This window comes from Rhizobium sp. GW821-FHT14E12 (assembly GCF_058803745.1).
The window spans coordinates 95,323-111,823 of record NZ_JBXAPH010000003.1 but is presented as its reverse complement, the minus strand read 5'-3'; the positions used below and the strand labels follow the sequence as shown (position 1 = coordinate 111,823).

Genomic DNA, 16,501 nt, shown 5'->3' with positions numbered 1-16,501 from the left:
GGTTCCTGCCGCAAGCTCGATCACGCGGGAACACAGATGACCCCAGTATCGCTTGAAACGGAGAAAGCGGGAGCCTGGTCGTCACTGGCCGTTCTTCTGACCGGGAATTTCCTCACCATCCTCGACCTGTTCATCGTCAATATTGCGCTGCCGGACATCCAACGCAGGCTGCACGCGTCCAACGCGGAATTGCAGCTCATCATGGTGGCCTACAGCCTGACTTATGGGGCGCTGCTGCTGAACGGAGCCCGTCTCGGCGATCTTTACGGGCGGCGGAAGCTGTTTCTCGTCGGCATGGCGATCTTCGCGCTGGGGTCGCTGCTGTGCGCCATTGCGTTTTCGCCCTGGAGCCTTATCGGCGCACGCGCGGTCCAGGGTATTGGTGCGGCGCTGCTGATGCCGCAGGTCTATGCATCGCTGCGAGTACTTTTTGAGGGTGAGGATCGCCGAAGGGCATTCTCGGTGATGGGCGCGGTCCAGGGGGTTGCCGGCGCGGCGTCCCAAGTCATCGGGGGATATCTGCTCGTGCTCAATATCGGGGATATTGGCTGGCGCCTTGTCTTTCTCGTCAACCTGCCGGTCGCATTTTATGCGTTGATCGCGGGAAGACGAATGATCGTGGAGACAAGGGCGCTCGCATCACCGAAGCTCGATCCATGGGGCGCTGTCCTGGGGACTTCCGCACTAACCCTGATCCTGCTGCCGGTGATGGTCGGGCAGGAGCATCACTGGCCCTGGTGGGCAATCGTCGCCCCTCTGCTATCTCTTCCCATGTTCCTATGCTTCGCCTTCTACGAGGCCCAGCTGGCGCGGCGCGGCGGCGTACCCATCATCGATATTTCTCTCTTCAAGAAGAAAAACTTCGTCCTCGGGGTTCTCGCGGGGTTCCTGTTTTTCTCGGCGATCGGCTCGTTCTCCTTGTCGCTGACAATCCTGCTGCAGGTCGGCCTCGGGCAAACCGCGCTGGAAGCCGGGACTTTCTTTGTCCCATCGACGATCGCATTCTTCATCGGCTCGCTTCTTTCGGAGTGGCTCGCAAAACGAGGGGAGCACCGGGCGCTGTTCCTCGGCATGGTTGTCTTTGCAGCGGGATTGCTAACCGCCGTTCTGTCCGACCTTGCCGTTGGTCACTATATCCTGACGCTGAGTACTTCGGTCATCCTTCAGGGACTGGGTCAGGGGATCGTTATTCCCCTTCTCCTCAACATGATCCTGAGCACCGTCTCCAGTGAAGAGGCCGGGATGGCGTCCGGTGCCTTCAGCACCATGCAGATCGCCGGCTCCGCCTTTGGCGTGTCGATCGTAGGCGCCATTCTGTTCAGTGTGCTGGAGCATATTGGTGGGACAGCCGTCTTGGCCCATCCCACCGCTGATGCTTATGGAGAGGCCTTTTCGATTGCGGGCATCTATAACTTGATCGCGATCGTCCTTGGCCTCGCGCTGCTGGCTCGGATCCAATTGATGCGCCAGCCACATAAGTCCTAGCAGGAATCGACCAATAGTCCGACGCCGCGGATCGCCTAAATTACATCCGGCACAGACGACGAGAGCCGGCGGAAGAGCGATGTCATGACCTGGCAGAAAGATAGGCTAAAGCAGATTGCCGAAGCGGATGATCTGCACATATCGCCGTTCAGAGAGGATGGCGCGACCTACGGGACCCCGACATGGATATGGTCCGTCGTTGTCGACGGCGAGCTGTTCGTTCGCGGGTACAACGGCACCAAGTCCCGGTGGTATCAAGCGGCGGTCCGACAGAAGGCGGGCCGCGTGACGGTGGCGGGTTTGACCATCGAGGTTTCATTCGAGTCGGAGAATGGCGAGATCAACGGCAAGATCGATGATGCCTACCGGATCAAATATTCAAAAAGCAGCTATCTGGCTCCCATGATTGGGGAGCGTGCGCGGGCGGCAACGGTCAAGATCACGCCGCGCGATTGACGGAGGACACCAACATGCAGAAACGCACATTAGGCCAAGGTCTCGAAGTCTCGGCACTTTCCCTGGGCGCCATGGGATATGGAAAGGCCCGCGAACTGCCGGACCGTGACGACATGATCAAGCTGCTGCGGACGGCGGTCGAACGGGGCATGGATTTCTTCGATACCGCCGAGGCCTATGGTCCGTTTACGAACGAGGTGATGGTTGGCGAGGCCCTCCAGCCGCTCCGCGATCAGGTCAAGATCGCCACGAAGTTCGGTTGGGATATCGATCCGGATACCGGGGTCCACAGTGGCGCCGTCAACAGCAAGCCAGATCACATACGAAGGGCGGTCGAAGGCAGTCTCAGGCGACTGAAAACCGATCATATCGACCTTCTCTATCAGCACCGCGTCGATCCTGACGTACCGATGGAGGATGTCGCGGGTGTCGTGAAGGATCTCATCGCGCAGGGCAAGGTCCGCTGGTTCGGTCTTTCCGAGGCTGGAGCGAAATCGATACGCCGCGCCCATGCCGTCCAGCCCGTCGCCGCGCTGCAGAGCGAATATTCTCTATGGACGCGTGAGCCGGAAAACGAGATCCTTCCAACGCTTGAAGAGCTCGGCATCGGCCTTGTTCCCTTCAGCCCGCTGGGCAAGGGGTTCCTCACCGGCAAGATTGATGTCGATACGTCCTTCGACACGTCCGACATGCGCAACAGCATTCCCCGCTTCGCCCCCGAGGCAAGGGAGGCAAACCGGAAGCTCATCGAGCTTATCACGCGTATCGCCGGCCGCCATGGTGCAACGCCTGCCCAGGTGGCTCTTGCTTGGCTACTTGCACGGAAGCCCTGGATCGTTCCGCTGTTTGGTACGCGAAAGCTGGAAAGGTTCGAGGAAAATGTCGGTGCGCTCAAGGTCCATCTCACGCAAGACGATCTTGAGGAAATCGAAGGTTCGTCCATCGAGATCAAGGGCGCTCGTTACCCCGAGGAACATATGAAGCGCGTTGGGATCTGAAGGAAGCAACATGCCCCATGTGATCTTAAAAACGGCTGCCGGAAAGTCGAAGGCAGAAAAGCAGCTGCTCGCTCAGGCGTTGGCGGACGCAGTGACGTCAACGCTGAACTGCGACGAAAAATTGGTCTCGGTCGCAATCGAAGACATCGAGGTGTCGGACTGGAAGGACAAGGTTTTCATTCCGGATATCCTCGGCAAGCCCGAACTGATCTGGAAAGAGCCTGGTTACGATCCGCTTTCATGACCGGCCGATATGATTGCACCCGTCCATGCTTCAAGCGGAAACGGGCGCAATCGTGTTTTGGCCGCCCTCTTCTAGCCCCGGTCGCGCAGCGCTTCCAGCACGACGGTGAAGGCTGCGGAAGCCTGTCGGCGGCTTGGATAAACCAGATGATATCCGGGATAGTAGGGGCACCAGTCCCCCAGTACCTCGACCACACGCCCGGCATCGACCTCCGGTCTCGCAAGACCTTCTGGAACGAAACCCAGCCCATAGCCGTCAATAGCCATGTTGAGGATCTGGGTAATGCCGTTGCAGGTCATCTGGCCATCGACGCGCACACGCAGCTCCTGGCCGTCTTTTTCAAACTCCCAGACATAGAGGCCGCCCCGTGTCGGAAGTCGTAGATTGATGCAGCTATGGTTCGTCAGGTCCTGGGGAGCCACAGGTGCCGGGCGCCGCTTGAGGTAATCGGGCGAGCCGACGACGATCATCCTCTGTTCGGGGCTGATCCGCACCGCGATCATTCCTTGCGACACGATCTCGCCCAGACGCACGCCCGCGTCAAACCGCTCGGCAACGATATCCGTCAGTCCGTAGTCGATGACGAATTCCACCTTGATGTCAGGATAGTCGTGCAGAACCTTTCGGAGCTTCGGCCATAGGATATGGTCGATCGCGAAGTCTTCAGCGGTGATGCGGATGGTCCCGGCGGGCTTTTCCCTCAGATCCGTCAACGCGATCAGTTCGCCTTCGATTTCCTCGAAGCGTGGACCGATCGTCGTCAACAGCCGCTCGCCTTCCGGCGTCGGCGCGACGCTCCGTGTCGTGCGCGTCAGCAATCGAAGCCCGAGGCGTTCCTCAAGGCCGCGAACCGTATGGCTCAGGCCGGACTGCGACATGCCGAGCTTGGCGGCCGCCCTGGTGAAGCTGCGCTCGCGCGCAACCATCAGGAAAGCCAGCAGATCATTGACGTTCTCACGCAGCATTCATGGGCTCCCCGCATAAGTGATATCCGCATTCTACCACGGAAATTTCGTACTGCAGTCCTCAATTCATGCATGGTGCCCATATGTCTTTGCAAGATTTACGCTCTAATTCTTCTCAATGGCAGACGCTATCTTTTCGTCACCTTCGACATTTGTGAAAAGGAATGAGCGCATGGAGATCGCCAGGAACGGCTCTACACCCTCGGCTAAGGGACCGGTGGACTGGTTCACCGGCGCTGTCCGCATCGATCCGCTGTTTGCTGCCAATGACGCGCGGCGTGGCACGGCAGGGGCTGTGACCTTCGAGCCGGGTGCGCGAACCGCCTGGCACACGCATCCGCTTGGCCAGACTTTGATTGTGACTGCCGGCTTTGGCCGGGTACAGCGTGAAGGCGGTCCGATCGAGGAAATCCGTCCGGGCGACGTGGTCTGGTTCGCACCGGGCGAAAAGCATTGGCACGGCGCATCGCCAACCACCGCGATGACACATATCGCCATCCAGGAAAATCTCGATGGCAAGGTCGTCGACTGGATGGAGCATGTGACGGACCACCAGTACCAGGGTTGAGATCGTCCGCGAAGCAGAACGAACGAAAACGCACTTTTATCTGCTCCGGTCTTGCGGCGGGAGCGGCAACGAAGACGGCTAACCCCGAAGCAGGCCGCCTCGGCGCATCTTTCTTGGCGGCATCCTCCATCAAACTGGAAAGAAAGGACGGACTATGAAACAGCTCACACTCACTGCCATTGCTCTCGCCCTCTTCGCATCGACCTCAGCGCATGCCGAGTCCATGCAATTCATGCCTGGCGGTTCGCGGCCCTCGATGAAGGGTGCGGAGGCGAATTTTACAGGTTCTGTGACGGTCGACCCGATCTATTCCAGCAACGAACATACGAGCAATACCGGTGGCCATGTCACATTCGAGCCGGGCGCACGCTCCGCATGGCACACGCATCCGGCTGGACAGGTTTTGATCGTCACGACGGGGACTGGCTGGGTGCAGGAAGAGGGCGGCGAAAAGCGTGTCATGCGACCGGGCGACGTCATCTGGACGCCTCCCGGCGTCAAGCATTGGCACGGGGCCACCGACACGAACGGTGTCGGACATATCGCCATCACCAACATGAAGGACGGTAAGAACGTCGACTGGATGGAGAAGGTCACCGACGCGCAATATCTCGACTGAGGCCGGGGGTATTCCGATGAGATATCTGCAAATGATGGGTAAGGTAATTGTTGTGGCAGCCTGCCTGGCATCGTCAGCGGCATGGGGACAGGATGCCGACGCCGCGTTGCCGATGTCCGGAACGACGAGTTCCGATTGGACGGTCGACGTCATCGCCGGGGATCTCGACTATCCCTGGGATATCGAGCGGGCGGGCGATCGAATTCTCGTGACGGAGGCTGCGGGCAATGTCGTCATGATTGACGGCGGGCATCTGACGCGCCATCCGGTGAAGACCTCCGACCTCATCGCCCGGGAGGGCGGCGGAGGCTTGCTGGGGATGGCACTGTCGAAAGACTTCGAGACCAATGGCACGGCCTATTTCTATCACACCTACAACTCCGATGCTGGGTTGACCAACAAGGTCATAGAGGCGCGCTTCGATGGCAGCAGCTGGGGGGAGACTCAGGTCCTGGTCGATGGAATTCCCGGTCATCGTCTCTATAACGGCGGACGCATCGCCATCGGGCCGGACGGCAACCTGTTTGTCACGACAGGATGGACCGAGGACAGGGAGCGCCCGCAGGATCTGAACAGCCTTGCCGGCAAGATTCTGCGCATGACCCTCGATGGCAAGGTTCCGCACGACAATCCGTTTCCCGGCTCCTATGTCTATTCCTACGGGCATCGCAATCCGCAAGGGCTTGCCTGGGACGACGGAGGTCGGCTCTTCGCCTCGGAACATGGACAGACGGCGCACGACGAAATCAATATTATAACGCCGGGCACCAATTACGGCTGGCCCCTCATTTCCGGAGATGACCAACGGCAGGGTATGGCAAAGCCGATGCTTCATTCCGGCAACGCGACCTGGGCTCCATCCGGTATGGCCTTTGCGGGAAAGGAGCTGCTCGTCACGGCGCTCGCTTCAAAAGCGCTCTACGCCTTCGATGCGAGAGAGGGCAGGCTCAGGCCGATCTTCAGCTCGGGCGATCGGCTGAGAGACGTGCTGCCCGTCGGCGAGGACATCTACCTCATCACGACCAATAGGTCGCCACGCGCTGAAGGGCCGTCGCAAGACCGGCTGCTGAAATTGTCCCGCGCGAAATAGCCGAGGTTTGCGCGACCCGCACGACCGAATTCTTTCAAGATCTGGACGCGGCGTCCGTCCAAACACGAAACAAAAGAGGAAACATCATGACCTTCTCGTTCGAGAACCAAGTCGCACTCGTCACGGGCGCTGCCTCCGGCATGGGTCTTGCCACCGCCAAGGCGTTTGCAATGGCCGGCGCTGCGGTAACGCTGGCGGACGTCAACGAGGACGCTGTTCGGCTAGCCGCCGAAGAGCTGGCTGCAACCGGTCACAAGGCGATCGGCATACGCTGTGATGTCGCCAACATACAGGAGGTCGAGGCGATGGTGGACGAGACTGTGGCGACCTTTGGCCGCCTCGATGCTGCGTTCAACAATGCCGGCGTTCAAAGCCCCGTTGCCGAAACGGCCGACGCTGATCCGGAAGACTACGACTTCGTGATGGGTGTGAACCTTCGCGGCATCTGGAACTGCATGAAGTACGAGCTGATCCAGATGCGCAAGCAGGGCAGCGGAACCATTGTCAACAACTCGTCGCTCGGCGGTCTGGTCGGCATCGCCGAACGTGGCATCTATCATGCATCCAAGCATGGCGTCGTCGGGCTGACCAGGAGCGCCGGACTTGAATATGCTCCGAAGGGAATTCGGATCAACGCCGTATGCCCCGGAATTATTGCGACCCCAATGGTCACGGGCATGCTGGAAACCCAGCCGGAGGCCATGGAGGTCATGATGAAGGACGTTCCGATCGGCCGCCTCGGTCGTGCCGAGGAAATCGCCGACGCGGTCCTGTGGCTGTCCAGTCCCGCTTCGACCTTTGTCATCGGACATGCGCTGCCGGTCGACGGCGGTTATACTGTGCGCTGACGCCGCGCACAGCGCCTTTTGTTGCCTCGAACCAGAGCATGAAACCCGTCTCATGCAACAGAATATCGACGCGCGGAGACGGTGGCCGCGAACCCATCAAGGCATCGGTTGCATATGAGGTCACGAGGCAGGCGACCAGCCCAGGTTCGGGGCCACAGTCTCCGCGAGGTCGGCCAGCAGCCGTACGTTCTCGGCAAGACCGAAGGCGGGCGGTAGAAAGAGCACAATCTCGTCCGCGGCGGCAAGGCCCGGGTCGTTGAGAACCGCCTCGGTCACCTGGTCGGGCGTACCCTGGAAGACGGGGCAAATTTGGACCCCGGACGGTTGGTTGGCCGGCGCGGTCGGTGTGAGGGCGCCCTTGGGGCGGGATGCGGCGATGCCCAGGGTGCGGCGCTCGAGGTCGTAGGCGGCGTATTTCTCCCGGAGTTCGGCGGTGGTGCCGACCAGGATCGAGGCGGCGACGGTGACCGGAGGCGGCTCGGTGCCCCATGTTTCGCGCCAGGTGGTACGGAAAGCCTTGATGCAGCGGGCCTGATACTCCCCGAAGGTCTCGTCCTCGGCATGGTCATGCTGCACGGTGCCGGAGATGAGCCCGATCCCAAGCTCGGCCGCCTGCACCGCCGAGCCTAGGCTCGCTGAACCCTGCCGAATGCGGGAGCGCAGGGTCGGGCTGTGCGGTGTCACGCGCAGTTCGATGCCCTCCGGGGCACCCTGGTTCGGCCCGGCGACGGTGTGGAGAACCTCGCCCGAGATTGCGGCGAGGAAGCGTGCCTGGCGGCGCTTGGCCTCTGTGCGGGCATCCGTGTCGACTGTACCGAAGACAGCGTCGAAGGCCGCGTTGGCGCCGGTCGAGATGGCCAGCTCCAGCCGGCCGCCGATCAACAGGTCGGTCGTGCCAGCTGCCTCAGCAAGCAGGATCGGATCCTGATAGCGCATCGGGATGACCGCCGAACCCAGCGTGATATGCTTGGTGTGCTGGCCGGCCGCGGCGAAGAACGGAAGCGGTGAGGACAGGTAGTGGTCGAAGTGCCGCTGGTAGGCCCAGCCGGACTGGTAGCCCAGCCGCTCCGCGGCCTTGAACAGCTCGATCCCATCGCGCAGCCCCTGCGCCGGCCCGGCATCATCGTTGAAAGACACGCGGGTATTGAAGCCGAGCCGCTGCTTGGGGCGGAACGGCGCGGACAGGGCGCCGACAGGCGCGGTCACGGTCATGCGATTTTTTCCTCGCTGAAGACCCGTTGGGGTTGAGGCTGTGGCACGCGGGCGATACGAGCGGCGCCGGACGGAATCGATTCCAGCAGCGACCGGGTATAGGGCTGCTGAGGGTTGTCGAAGATGTCGGTGACGGTCCCGTGCTCGACGATACGTCCGCGCTGCATCACCGAGACGGTGTGGGCGAGTTGGCGCACCAGGGCCAAATCGTGGGAGACAAATACATATGTCAGGCCAAGTTTGGCTTGCAGCGAAAGCAGCACTTCGACGATGTCGGCCTGGACACTGACGTCGAGCGCGGAGGTGGGCTCATCGAGTACGATCACATCCGGCTTGAGGACCAGCGACCGGGCGATGGCCACGCGCTGGCGTTGGCCACCTGACAAGGCTGCCGGATTGCGCGCAAGCAGGTGCTCGCCGAGCCCGACATTGGCCAGCGCTTCGCGGACCCGTGCGGCCCGCTCTTCGCGGGTTCCAATCTTGAAGCGATCGAGCGGTTCGCGCACCAGCTGCTCGACTTTCCAGGTCGGGTCGAGCGAGGTGAACGGGTTCTGGTAGACGAGCTGAAGGTGGCGCCACACCGCGCGCAGCGACTGGTGCGAGCGACCGTTGAGCTGTTCGCCGGCGACCGCGATCTTGCCGGTATCGGGTTGCTCCAGCCCTAGCAAGAGCCGGATTGCCGTCGTCTTGCCCGAACCCGACTCACCGACAAGCGCATGCGTGGTGCCAGCCGGGACGGCAAACGACACGTCGTTGACGGCCGTCAGAACCTTGCCGTCGACCGTGAAGGTCTTCGTGACGGCGCTGACCTCGATCTTCGGTGCCTTGCCGGCGTCGGTCTTGAGGAAACGGAAGCCGGGGTCGCGCAGCCGGGCGTAGCGGTCGGGGTTGAGGGCCGGGACGTCGGCGTGAAGCTTCTTTGCGTATACCGATGCCGGCGAGGAGAACACGGCCGTTGTACTGCCGGCCTCCTGAATGACGCCGTCCTTCAGCACCACCAGAGAGTCCGCCCGCTCGGCGGCGATCGCCAGGTCGTGGGTAATCAGGAGCAGGCTGATATGGAGCTCGTGCTGCAATTTGGAAAGCAAGTCGAGGATGCGTTTCTGGATCGTGACGTCGAGCGCGGAGGTCGGCTCGTCCGCAACCAGCAGCAGCGGCCGTGGAAGGACCGCAAGGCCGATCAGCACACGCTGCAGCATGCCACCGGACAGCTGGTGCGGATAGGAATCATAAACTCGCTGCGGGTTGTCGAGCCCAACCTGAGCGAATGTCTCCAGGATGAGCGCCTTGCGGAGCGTCTTATTGGGCTCGTCGATGAGTGCGGCAGCCTCCAACGCCTGGGCGCCGATCGTCCGTACCGGGTTGAGCGAGTTGCCCGGGTCTTGCGGGACAAACCCGATAGCACGTCCCCGTAACGGCCGGAAATGCCGCTCCGAGAGCCCCAGCACCTCCTGGCCGTCGAATTCGACGCGGCCACTCGCGTGTCCACCGGCGGGGAGCAGTCGCAGCACCGCGCGGGCAATCGTCGATTTGCCCGAGCCCGATTCCCCGATGAGAGCAAGGCTCTTGCCACGGCCCAGTTCGAACCCAACGTTGGTGACGACCTCTTGCTTTCCGTAGGCGACCGACAACCCGTCGACGCGGAGCAGCGGAGCCGATCGTTGAGACATCAAACTGGTGACATCGGTGCGAGCGAAAAGCTGGGTCAGTCTGTCTTGCGGAGCCATCGGCTGATCCTGTTTACAGAGAGGACGGTTGCGATCGTGACGAAGGCGGGTGCGTAAACCAGCCAGGGCCATTTGAGGTAATCCTTGCCGATCGAGATCAGCAGGCCCCAGTCGGATGCCGGTGGCGGGTCGCCGTAACCGAGAAAAGCGAGGCTGGCGATGACCAGGATCGAGTCGCCGAATTGCAGCACTGCAAGCGGCAGCACCGAGCGCGACGCATTCGGGAGCACATGACGCCACAGGATGTGCCAGCGCGACCCGCCGAGGAGAAAGGAAGACTCGACGAATGTCGCTTGCCGCGTCTTGATGACCTCCGAGCGCATCACCCGGGCGAAGAGGGCCACCGCCGAAACACCGGTGGCGATGGCGGCGTTCGTGGTGTCGAAGCCGATGGCGGTGACGACGATGACGGCCAGCAAGAATTTTGGAATGGCGAGCAGCACGTCGACCAGGCGGGCGAACAGGGTATCAACCCAGCCGCCGAAAAAGCCGGCGAGCAGGCCGATGAGACCACCGGCGACAACGCCGATGACCACGGCGATCAGCGCGCTCGCGACTGAGGAGGCTGTGCCATAGACGACGCGGGCGTAGAGATCGCGACCGAGGTGATCGGTGCCGAACCAGTGCGCCGCACTGGGGCCAAGCAGCTTTTGAGCTGGAACACCGTTGATCGGGTCATAGCTCGTGAATAGGCTCGGGGCGAGCGACCAGGCGATCGCAAGCGCGACGATCGCGAATGAGAGCGCGACGGCCGGCGGCACACGGAGGTTTGTCAGCCGGCTGATCGCCGTGACACGCGAGGTCGAGTAGGTGGAGGCGAGGGTCATGACGTCACCGCCTTGGAAATGCTGACGGAGCCTTCGTCAGCCGTGGTTGGACGACGCTCGGGAGCGCCGAGGAGCTTGACGCGCGGGTCGAGCAGCGGGTAGGCGAGGTCGGCGATCAGGTTGACGATCACGAAGACCACTGCTGCCAACGAGACGACTGCCTGAAGGACGGGCAGGTCCTGCGTGCTCACCGACCTTTGCACCAGGCTGCCAAGACCGGTGCGCCCAAAGACCGTCTCGGTGATCAGCGAGCCCCCGAGCAGTTCGCCGATCGTCAGCGCAACGACGGTGACGACCGGGAGCGAGGACGGCTTGAGCAGGTGCTTTGCGAACAGGCGCATTTGCCCGAGGCCGCGGCCCCGCGCGACGGCGGCGTATTCCTGCCCGGACTCATGGTCGAGGTTGGCGATGAGCACTTCCGCGATTTGCGCGGAGATGGGGATGCCGAGCGCGATCGCCGCGAAAAGGGTCGCCCAGACGCTGTTGGGCTCGATCACACGAAAGACGCCGAGCTGGAAACCAAAGAGGTGAATCAGCACCAGGCCGATCACGAAATTTGGTACCGACAGGAACAGCGACGGAAAGCCTCGCAGCAAGCCCTGGCCAAGCCGTTTTGGAAGAAACTGTGTGCCATAGGCGATCACCGCCGCGAGCAGAAGCGCGACGACGAGGCCTGCGGAAGCAAGGACCAACGTCGACGGGAGCACCTCGGCGATCAGCGTTGTCACGGGCCGGTTGGTCCGCATCGACAGGCCCAGATCACCGGCGACAAACCCGGAAAACGATGTCCAGAGCTGGACCGGGATCGGCTTGTCCAGACCTTGGGCGGCGATGATCTCCTTGATCTCCTCCTGTGTGAATCCATTCTGAGGATTGTTCAGGACGTTGGATATCGGGTCGCCCGGCAGGATGCTGACGACGACGAAGGTGAAGACATAAGCCAGCAGGATCACGACGATCGCCTGCACGAGGCGTTTTGCGGCGTAGTTTAGGTAGGCTTTGCTCATGCCTGTCACCTTCTTTGCGCGGTTGAATTGCGGGCTATTCGCTTTTCGTGGCCGTGTAGTAGCTGGCATAGGCGACGCCGTTGTAGACCTCGCCCTTGAGCTTGGGAGACTGAGCGTAAATCCGCTGAACGATCTGCGTGCGGGGGATGAAGTAACCCTGATCAAGAATGTACTTCTGCAACTCGTCGAGGAGCGGTTTGCGAATTTCCGTAGAGCCGGCGCTCGCGATCTTGTCGCGTAGCTCGTTGAGCCTCGTGTCGCTCTCGTCGAGTGCGAACCAGTTCTCGCCATTGTTGGCGTTCGTCAGAATGCTGGCGACGGTCCCCGCGTCGATGAAGCTACGTGTCACCTCGTAGGCCGGCACAGCCGCGCCGCCGTATTTGACCTTCTGGCCGTAGGTGACAACATCGTAGGCACGGATGGCGACTTTCCAGCCGATCTTGCCGAGTTGCTGGGCGATGAGTTCATCGACCGATTTGGACGTTGCGAGGTAGGGGTTGGAATTCAGTATCAGCAATAGCGGCTCGCCGTTTTTGGTACGGATGCCGTTTGCGCCTTTTGTCCAGCCTGCCTCATCAAGGAGCTTTTCAGCTTTCTCGGGGTTGTAGGCCAAGAGACTGCTTTGGTCGGTCGCGCCCGGCACGTTGCTCTGGATAAAGGATGTCGCGAGCTTCCAGTCAGGCGTGTAGACGGTGTCGATGATCTCCTGGCGATTGATGCCGGCCTGGAGGGCCTGGCGTACTTTCACATCGTTGTACGGCGCGAGCTTGGTGTTGATCGCCCAGCCGTTGACGAAGCCGAGATAGCGTGGTGTCGCGATGGTGAAGCCCTCCGACTTGAGAGACTCCAGCTCCTGCGGCGAGGCGTTGTAGGCGACGTCGGCTTGCCCGGACTGCACGGCGGCAACGCGCAGCGACGGTTCGGTCACCAGCTTGTAGGTAATCGTGTCGAGATAGGCTGGACCGGTATGACCGACCGCCGGAGGACCCCAGTTGTAGTCCTTGCGCTTGACCAGCTTGACGAAGTCGCCCTCCTTCCAGGAATCGACCACATAGGGGCCGCTGCCGGAGGTCTTGCTCAGGTCAGCCTGCTGGGGGGCGGGCTGCGCGATGGTCTTCGGAGAGATGAGGATCGAACCGTGGTAGCCGAGAGTCGGGATGAAGCCGAGCGTCGGCTTTTTGAAGAAGACCTTCACTGTGCTCGCGTCAACTGTCTCGGCATGGTCGTAGGTCTTCGGGAAGAGCCCGATCGGGTTGATGCCCTCGTTCTTACGGCCGGCATACCAGATGTCGAGATTGGCGACGACGGCCGACGCGTCGAGCGGGGTGCCATCGGAGAAGGTCACGCCGCTCTTGAGGTGCAGGGTGAACTCGGTGGCCGTGTCGTTCTGCTCCCAGCGCTCGGCGATCCAGGGGCTGACCTTGCCGTCAGCGTCGACGTAAAGGAGCTTATCGGTCACATGGCCCCAGATGTGACCCTGGAAGCTGGAGATCGCGCTGTTGTTCGGAATCCAGGTATCGCCCAACGAATCGATGAGGAAGGTGATGTCACCTCCGTTGCGTGGGCTGTCAGCACTCAGAGCCGGGGCGAGGCCCGCCATCGTCACCAAAGCGCCGGTTGCCACGGCGGAAGTGGTGATCAGCAGACGGCGCCGGGAGAGGGACAACGAAAAAAGGCGTTCGGTCATGAAGAGGTCCTGATGGTTCTGGTTCTGTGAAATTCTGAAACAGAGCCTATGCAGGCGGAGCCGAGGGAGAAAGACTAGTTGTTCTTTTTCTACTAATTTTATGGATTATTTTGTTCAGTTTTAGCGTGTGCAAGGGTCAGCTTTTTTCAGGGCTTGTCTGGGAGGGAGCCGCGCGTTCAAAACCCTCCTTGGCGATCAGGGTCTCCGTGCCGATCTTATTGGGATCGATTTTGAACCTTGGGTCCCTCGAATATCCGCACGGGCGGCGCTTCGCCAACGAACCGTTCGACCTCCACCCTTGTAAGTTGTCCGGTCGAACCTTGGGCCAACTGAGAGGTCCCGACGTCGTGGGTCAGGATGTTCGGGTTGCCGTGAATGCACATCGCGTTGTCGGCGGTCGCGGCGTCCGGCTCGAACCATGCGCCTGTTGCCAACTGCATGACCCCCTTGCGCACGTCCTCGCTTATCATCGCCGCGGCGAGACAACTGCCGCGGACGTTGAACAACCTCACAATGTCTCCATCCGAGATACCACGCTCGACCGCATCTACCGGGTGGATACGAACCGGCTCGCGGCCGTTGATTTTAGTGGAGCGGCTGAAATCACCATAGTCCAGCTGGCTATGGAGCCGCGAATGTGGCTGGTTGCAGACCAGATGCAGGGGATAGCTCTTGTCCGCCTTGGTCTTTGCCCTGGGAGGATACCATCTCGGATGGCCCCGGCAATCGTCGTAGCCGAAGCCTTCGATCGTCTGCGAGAAGATCTCGATCTTGCCGGATGGCGTCTGCAGCGGGGATCCGGACGGATCATTGCGAAAGGCGTGGGCCGGTCCGCCATCGTCGGGCTTGAGCGGCAGGCGCATCTCTCCACGTTTCCAGAACACCTCGAAATCGGGAGCCTCGTGTCCACCGGCGGCAAGCGCCGTGCGCGTGGTCTCGAACAGGAAGGCGAGCCAATCCCGGCTGGTGCGATTTTTGGTGAACTCTTCGAATTTTCCGAGACGACGCGCTATCTCGGAGAAGATCTCATAATCGTCGCGCGCTTCCCCGACCGGCTCGATCAGCTTCTTCATCGCGATCATCAGAGGATCGCGGTCCGCCGCGCCAATATCGTCACGCTCAAGCGTGGTGGTCGCAGGCAAGACGATATCCGCGTGACGCGCTGAGGATGTCCAGGCCGTCTCATGGACGATGATGGTCTCCGGTCTTTTGAATGCTGCCCGCAGCCTGTTGAGATCCTGATGGTGATGAAACGGGTTGCCGCCTGCCCAATAGACGAGGCGGACATCGGGATAACGCATCGTGTGGCCGTTATAGTTGAACGCGTCGCCTGGATTGAGGAGCATATCGGCGATGCGCGCAACGGGTATGAAATCCGGCACTGGATTCTTGAACTGGCTAAGGGTCGGCAGTGGAACGGCAAGCTGGGCCTTGCCGATATTCCCCAATGCACCGAGGGAATAGGCATAGCCGCCGCCATCCAGTCCGATCTGCCCGAGCATTGCGGCCAGCACGATGCCCATCCAGACAGGCTGTTCGCCATAGTCGGCGCGCTGGAGGGAATGGCTGACGGTGATCAGCGTTCTCGCGCCTGCCATCGCCCGAGCCAGTTCCTTGATGGCATCGGCGCCGATGCCACAGATGCCGGAAGCCCATTCCGGGCTCTTTTCGACACCATCGCTCCGCCCGAGCAGATAGTCCTCGAAACGCTCGTATCCGACCGTATAGCGGTCGAGAAATCCGCGGTCGTGCAATCCCGCATTGACGAGCGCATGCGCGATACCGAGCATCAGCGCGACATCTGTGCCCGGCACGATCGGCAGCCACTGTGCATCCAGCTCGGCGGGAAAATCGTCTTTCAGTGGGCTGACGAGCACGAAACGGGCACCGCGAGCGCTCGCGCCGTTCAGCGTCTGGCGTACGATATGCGAACTGATGCCGCCGCCATGCACGTCCGCATTCTTGATCGCCATTCCGCCGAAGGCGACGACCAGTTCGCTGCTCCGCTCGATGGCATCCCAGGTGACGCTCTTGCGGTCGAAATGGTCGTACGGCCCCAGAACGTGTGGGATGATGACCATTGCAGCACCGGAGCTGTAAGTATTGACGGATCGCACATAGCCGCCGAGCACATTCAGAAACCGGTGGATCTGGCTCTGTGCATGATGGAAGCGTCCGGCACTCGACCAGCCGTAGGAACCGCCGAAGATGGCCTGAGGTCCAAAGTCTCCGTAAACGCGCCGAAGTTCTCCAGCAACCAAGTCAAGCGCTTCTGGCCAGCTGACATCCACATAATCATCCGCACCGCGATCCTGCGCATTCCCTCTCTTGCCCTCAAGCCAGCCGCGCCTGACGGCCGGACGCCTGATGCGCGCGGGGCTGTGGGCGATCGCGGCGAGGTTGCCCAACAAGGGCGACGGATGCGGGTCGGCCGGATGGGGACGAATTTCGAGTTTTCCGTCTTCGTAGCGGCCCGAAAATGCGCCCCAATGGGAGCTATGGGTCTGGTACGTGTTCATTTGCAAAATACCCGGGCAATCAAAGCGTTTATCATCGGGCCACTGATTTTCTCGATGAGTTCGGAAACGTGATGCTGATGAATTCGGTCGGCATATCATTATTCCCCAGGTCTGCTGCCTGCATCGGATTACGTATGGATGCTAACGCGCCCTCACGGTCGCAGAAAGACAGGTCATTCTTTTTCTATAGAAATCATAGAATTTTATCCCGCCGGGACTCGGTTGGTGAGTTGCAGGCAGCTTGAATGA

Annotated in this window: 15 protein-coding genes; 8 read left to right on the top strand and 7 right to left on the bottom strand. The window is 61.0% G+C overall.

What is annotated here, in order from left to right:
- The first annotated feature begins 36 nt into the window (after nucleotides 1-36).
- From AC1RO0_RS13855 to AC1RO0_RS13840, 4 genes are all read left to right on the top strand, one after another.
- Nucleotides 37-1,485, top strand: coding sequence for an MFS transporter (locus tag AC1RO0_RS13855; RefSeq protein ID WP_498593470.1), 1,449 nt, complete (start codon nucleotides 37-39; stop codon nucleotides 1,483-1,485).
- A gap of 84 nt (nucleotides 1,486-1,569) precedes the next feature.
- Nucleotides 1,570-1,941 (top strand): DUF2255 family protein, encoded by a 372-nt coding sequence (locus AC1RO0_RS13850; protein WP_498593469.1) that lies wholly within the window; start codon nucleotides 1,570-1,572, stop codon nucleotides 1,939-1,941.
- Nucleotides 1,942-1,955: 14 nt separating this feature from the next.
- A complete protein-coding gene (locus AC1RO0_RS13845; RefSeq protein ID WP_498593468.1) occupies nucleotides 1,956-2,939 on the top strand; it encodes an aldo/keto reductase in 984 nt (327 codons plus the stop codon).
- 10 nt (nucleotides 2,940-2,949) lie between these two features.
- Nucleotides 2,950-3,183, top strand: coding sequence for a tautomerase family protein (locus AC1RO0_RS13840; RefSeq protein ID WP_498593467.1), 234 nt, complete (start codon nucleotides 2,950-2,952; stop codon nucleotides 3,181-3,183).
- A gap of 71 nt (nucleotides 3,184-3,254) precedes the next feature.
- On the opposite strand, the gene AC1RO0_RS13835 is transcribed toward AC1RO0_RS13840, so the two are convergent.
- A complete protein-coding gene (locus AC1RO0_RS13835; RefSeq protein ID WP_498593466.1) occupies nucleotides 3,255-4,148 on the bottom strand; it encodes a LysR family transcriptional regulator in 894 nt (297 codons plus the stop codon).
- A gap of 172 nt (nucleotides 4,149-4,320) precedes the next feature.
- On the opposite strand from AC1RO0_RS13835, the gene AC1RO0_RS13830 reads away from it, so the two are divergent.
- The 4 genes from AC1RO0_RS13830 to AC1RO0_RS13815 all read left to right on the top strand — a co-directional run bounded on the left by AC1RO0_RS13830 (nucleotide 4,321) and on the right by AC1RO0_RS13815 (nucleotide 7,273).
- The gene (locus AC1RO0_RS13830; protein WP_498593465.1) at nucleotides 4,321-4,716 is read left to right on the top strand and encodes a (R)-mandelonitrile lyase; all 396 of its coding nucleotides are present in this window, start codon (nucleotides 4,321-4,323) and stop codon (nucleotides 4,714-4,716) included.
- Nucleotides 4,717-4,870: 154 nt separating this feature from the next.
- Complete coding sequence (locus tag AC1RO0_RS13825; protein ID WP_498593464.1) at nucleotides 4,871-5,335, top strand: (R)-mandelonitrile lyase; 465 nt, start codon at nucleotides 4,871-4,873, stop codon at nucleotides 5,333-5,335.
- A gap of 16 nt (nucleotides 5,336-5,351) precedes the next feature.
- Nucleotides 5,352-6,425 carry a PQQ-dependent sugar dehydrogenase gene (locus tag AC1RO0_RS13820; RefSeq protein ID WP_498593463.1) on the top strand — a complete coding sequence of 358 codons (1,074 nt, stop codon included), beginning with the start codon at nucleotides 5,352-5,354 and terminating at the stop codon, nucleotides 6,423-6,425.
- Between the two features lie 86 nt (nucleotides 6,426-6,511).
- Nucleotides 6,512-7,273, top strand: a complete 762-nt coding sequence (locus AC1RO0_RS13815; protein WP_498593462.1) for a glucose 1-dehydrogenase — start codon at nucleotides 6,512-6,514, stop codon at nucleotides 7,271-7,273.
- Nucleotides 7,274-7,393: 120 nt separating this feature from the next.
- Here the strand turns inward: AC1RO0_RS13815 and AC1RO0_RS13810 are convergent, their stop codons facing one another.
- The 6 genes from AC1RO0_RS13810 to AC1RO0_RS13785 form a co-directional block, all read right to left on the bottom strand.
- The gene (locus tag AC1RO0_RS13810) at nucleotides 7,394-8,485 is read right to left on the bottom strand and encodes an LLM class flavin-dependent oxidoreductase (RefSeq protein WP_498593461.1); all 1,092 of its coding nucleotides are present in this window, start codon (nucleotides 8,483-8,485) and stop codon (nucleotides 7,394-7,396) included.
- On the bottom strand, nucleotides 8,482-10,212 hold the full coding sequence (locus AC1RO0_RS13805) for a dipeptide ABC transporter ATP-binding protein (protein WP_498593460.1): 1,731 nt from the start codon (nucleotides 10,210-10,212) through the stop codon (nucleotides 8,482-8,484). The genes AC1RO0_RS13810 and AC1RO0_RS13805 overlap by 4 nt, the downstream gene beginning before the upstream one ends.
- A complete protein-coding gene (locus tag AC1RO0_RS13800; protein WP_498593459.1) occupies nucleotides 10,191-11,039 on the bottom strand; it encodes an ABC transporter permease in 849 nt (282 codons plus the stop codon). The genes AC1RO0_RS13805 and AC1RO0_RS13800 overlap by 22 nt, the downstream gene beginning before the upstream one ends.
- Nucleotides 11,036-12,046 (bottom strand): ABC transporter permease, encoded by a 1,011-nt coding sequence (locus tag AC1RO0_RS13795; protein ID WP_498593458.1) that lies wholly within the window; start codon nucleotides 12,044-12,046, stop codon nucleotides 11,036-11,038. The genes AC1RO0_RS13800 and AC1RO0_RS13795 overlap by 4 nt, the downstream gene beginning before the upstream one ends.
- A 34-nt stretch (nucleotides 12,047-12,080) precedes the next feature.
- The gene (locus AC1RO0_RS13790) at nucleotides 12,081-13,733 is read right to left on the bottom strand and encodes an ABC transporter substrate-binding protein (protein ID WP_498593457.1); all 1,653 of its coding nucleotides are present in this window, start codon (nucleotides 13,731-13,733) and stop codon (nucleotides 12,081-12,083) included.
- Between the two features lie 215 nt (nucleotides 13,734-13,948).
- Nucleotides 13,949-16,252, bottom strand: coding sequence for a molybdopterin guanine dinucleotide-containing S/N-oxide reductase (locus AC1RO0_RS13785; RefSeq protein ID WP_498593456.1), 2,304 nt, complete (start codon nucleotides 16,250-16,252; stop codon nucleotides 13,949-13,951).
- Nucleotides 16,253-16,501 lie beyond the last annotated feature (249 nt).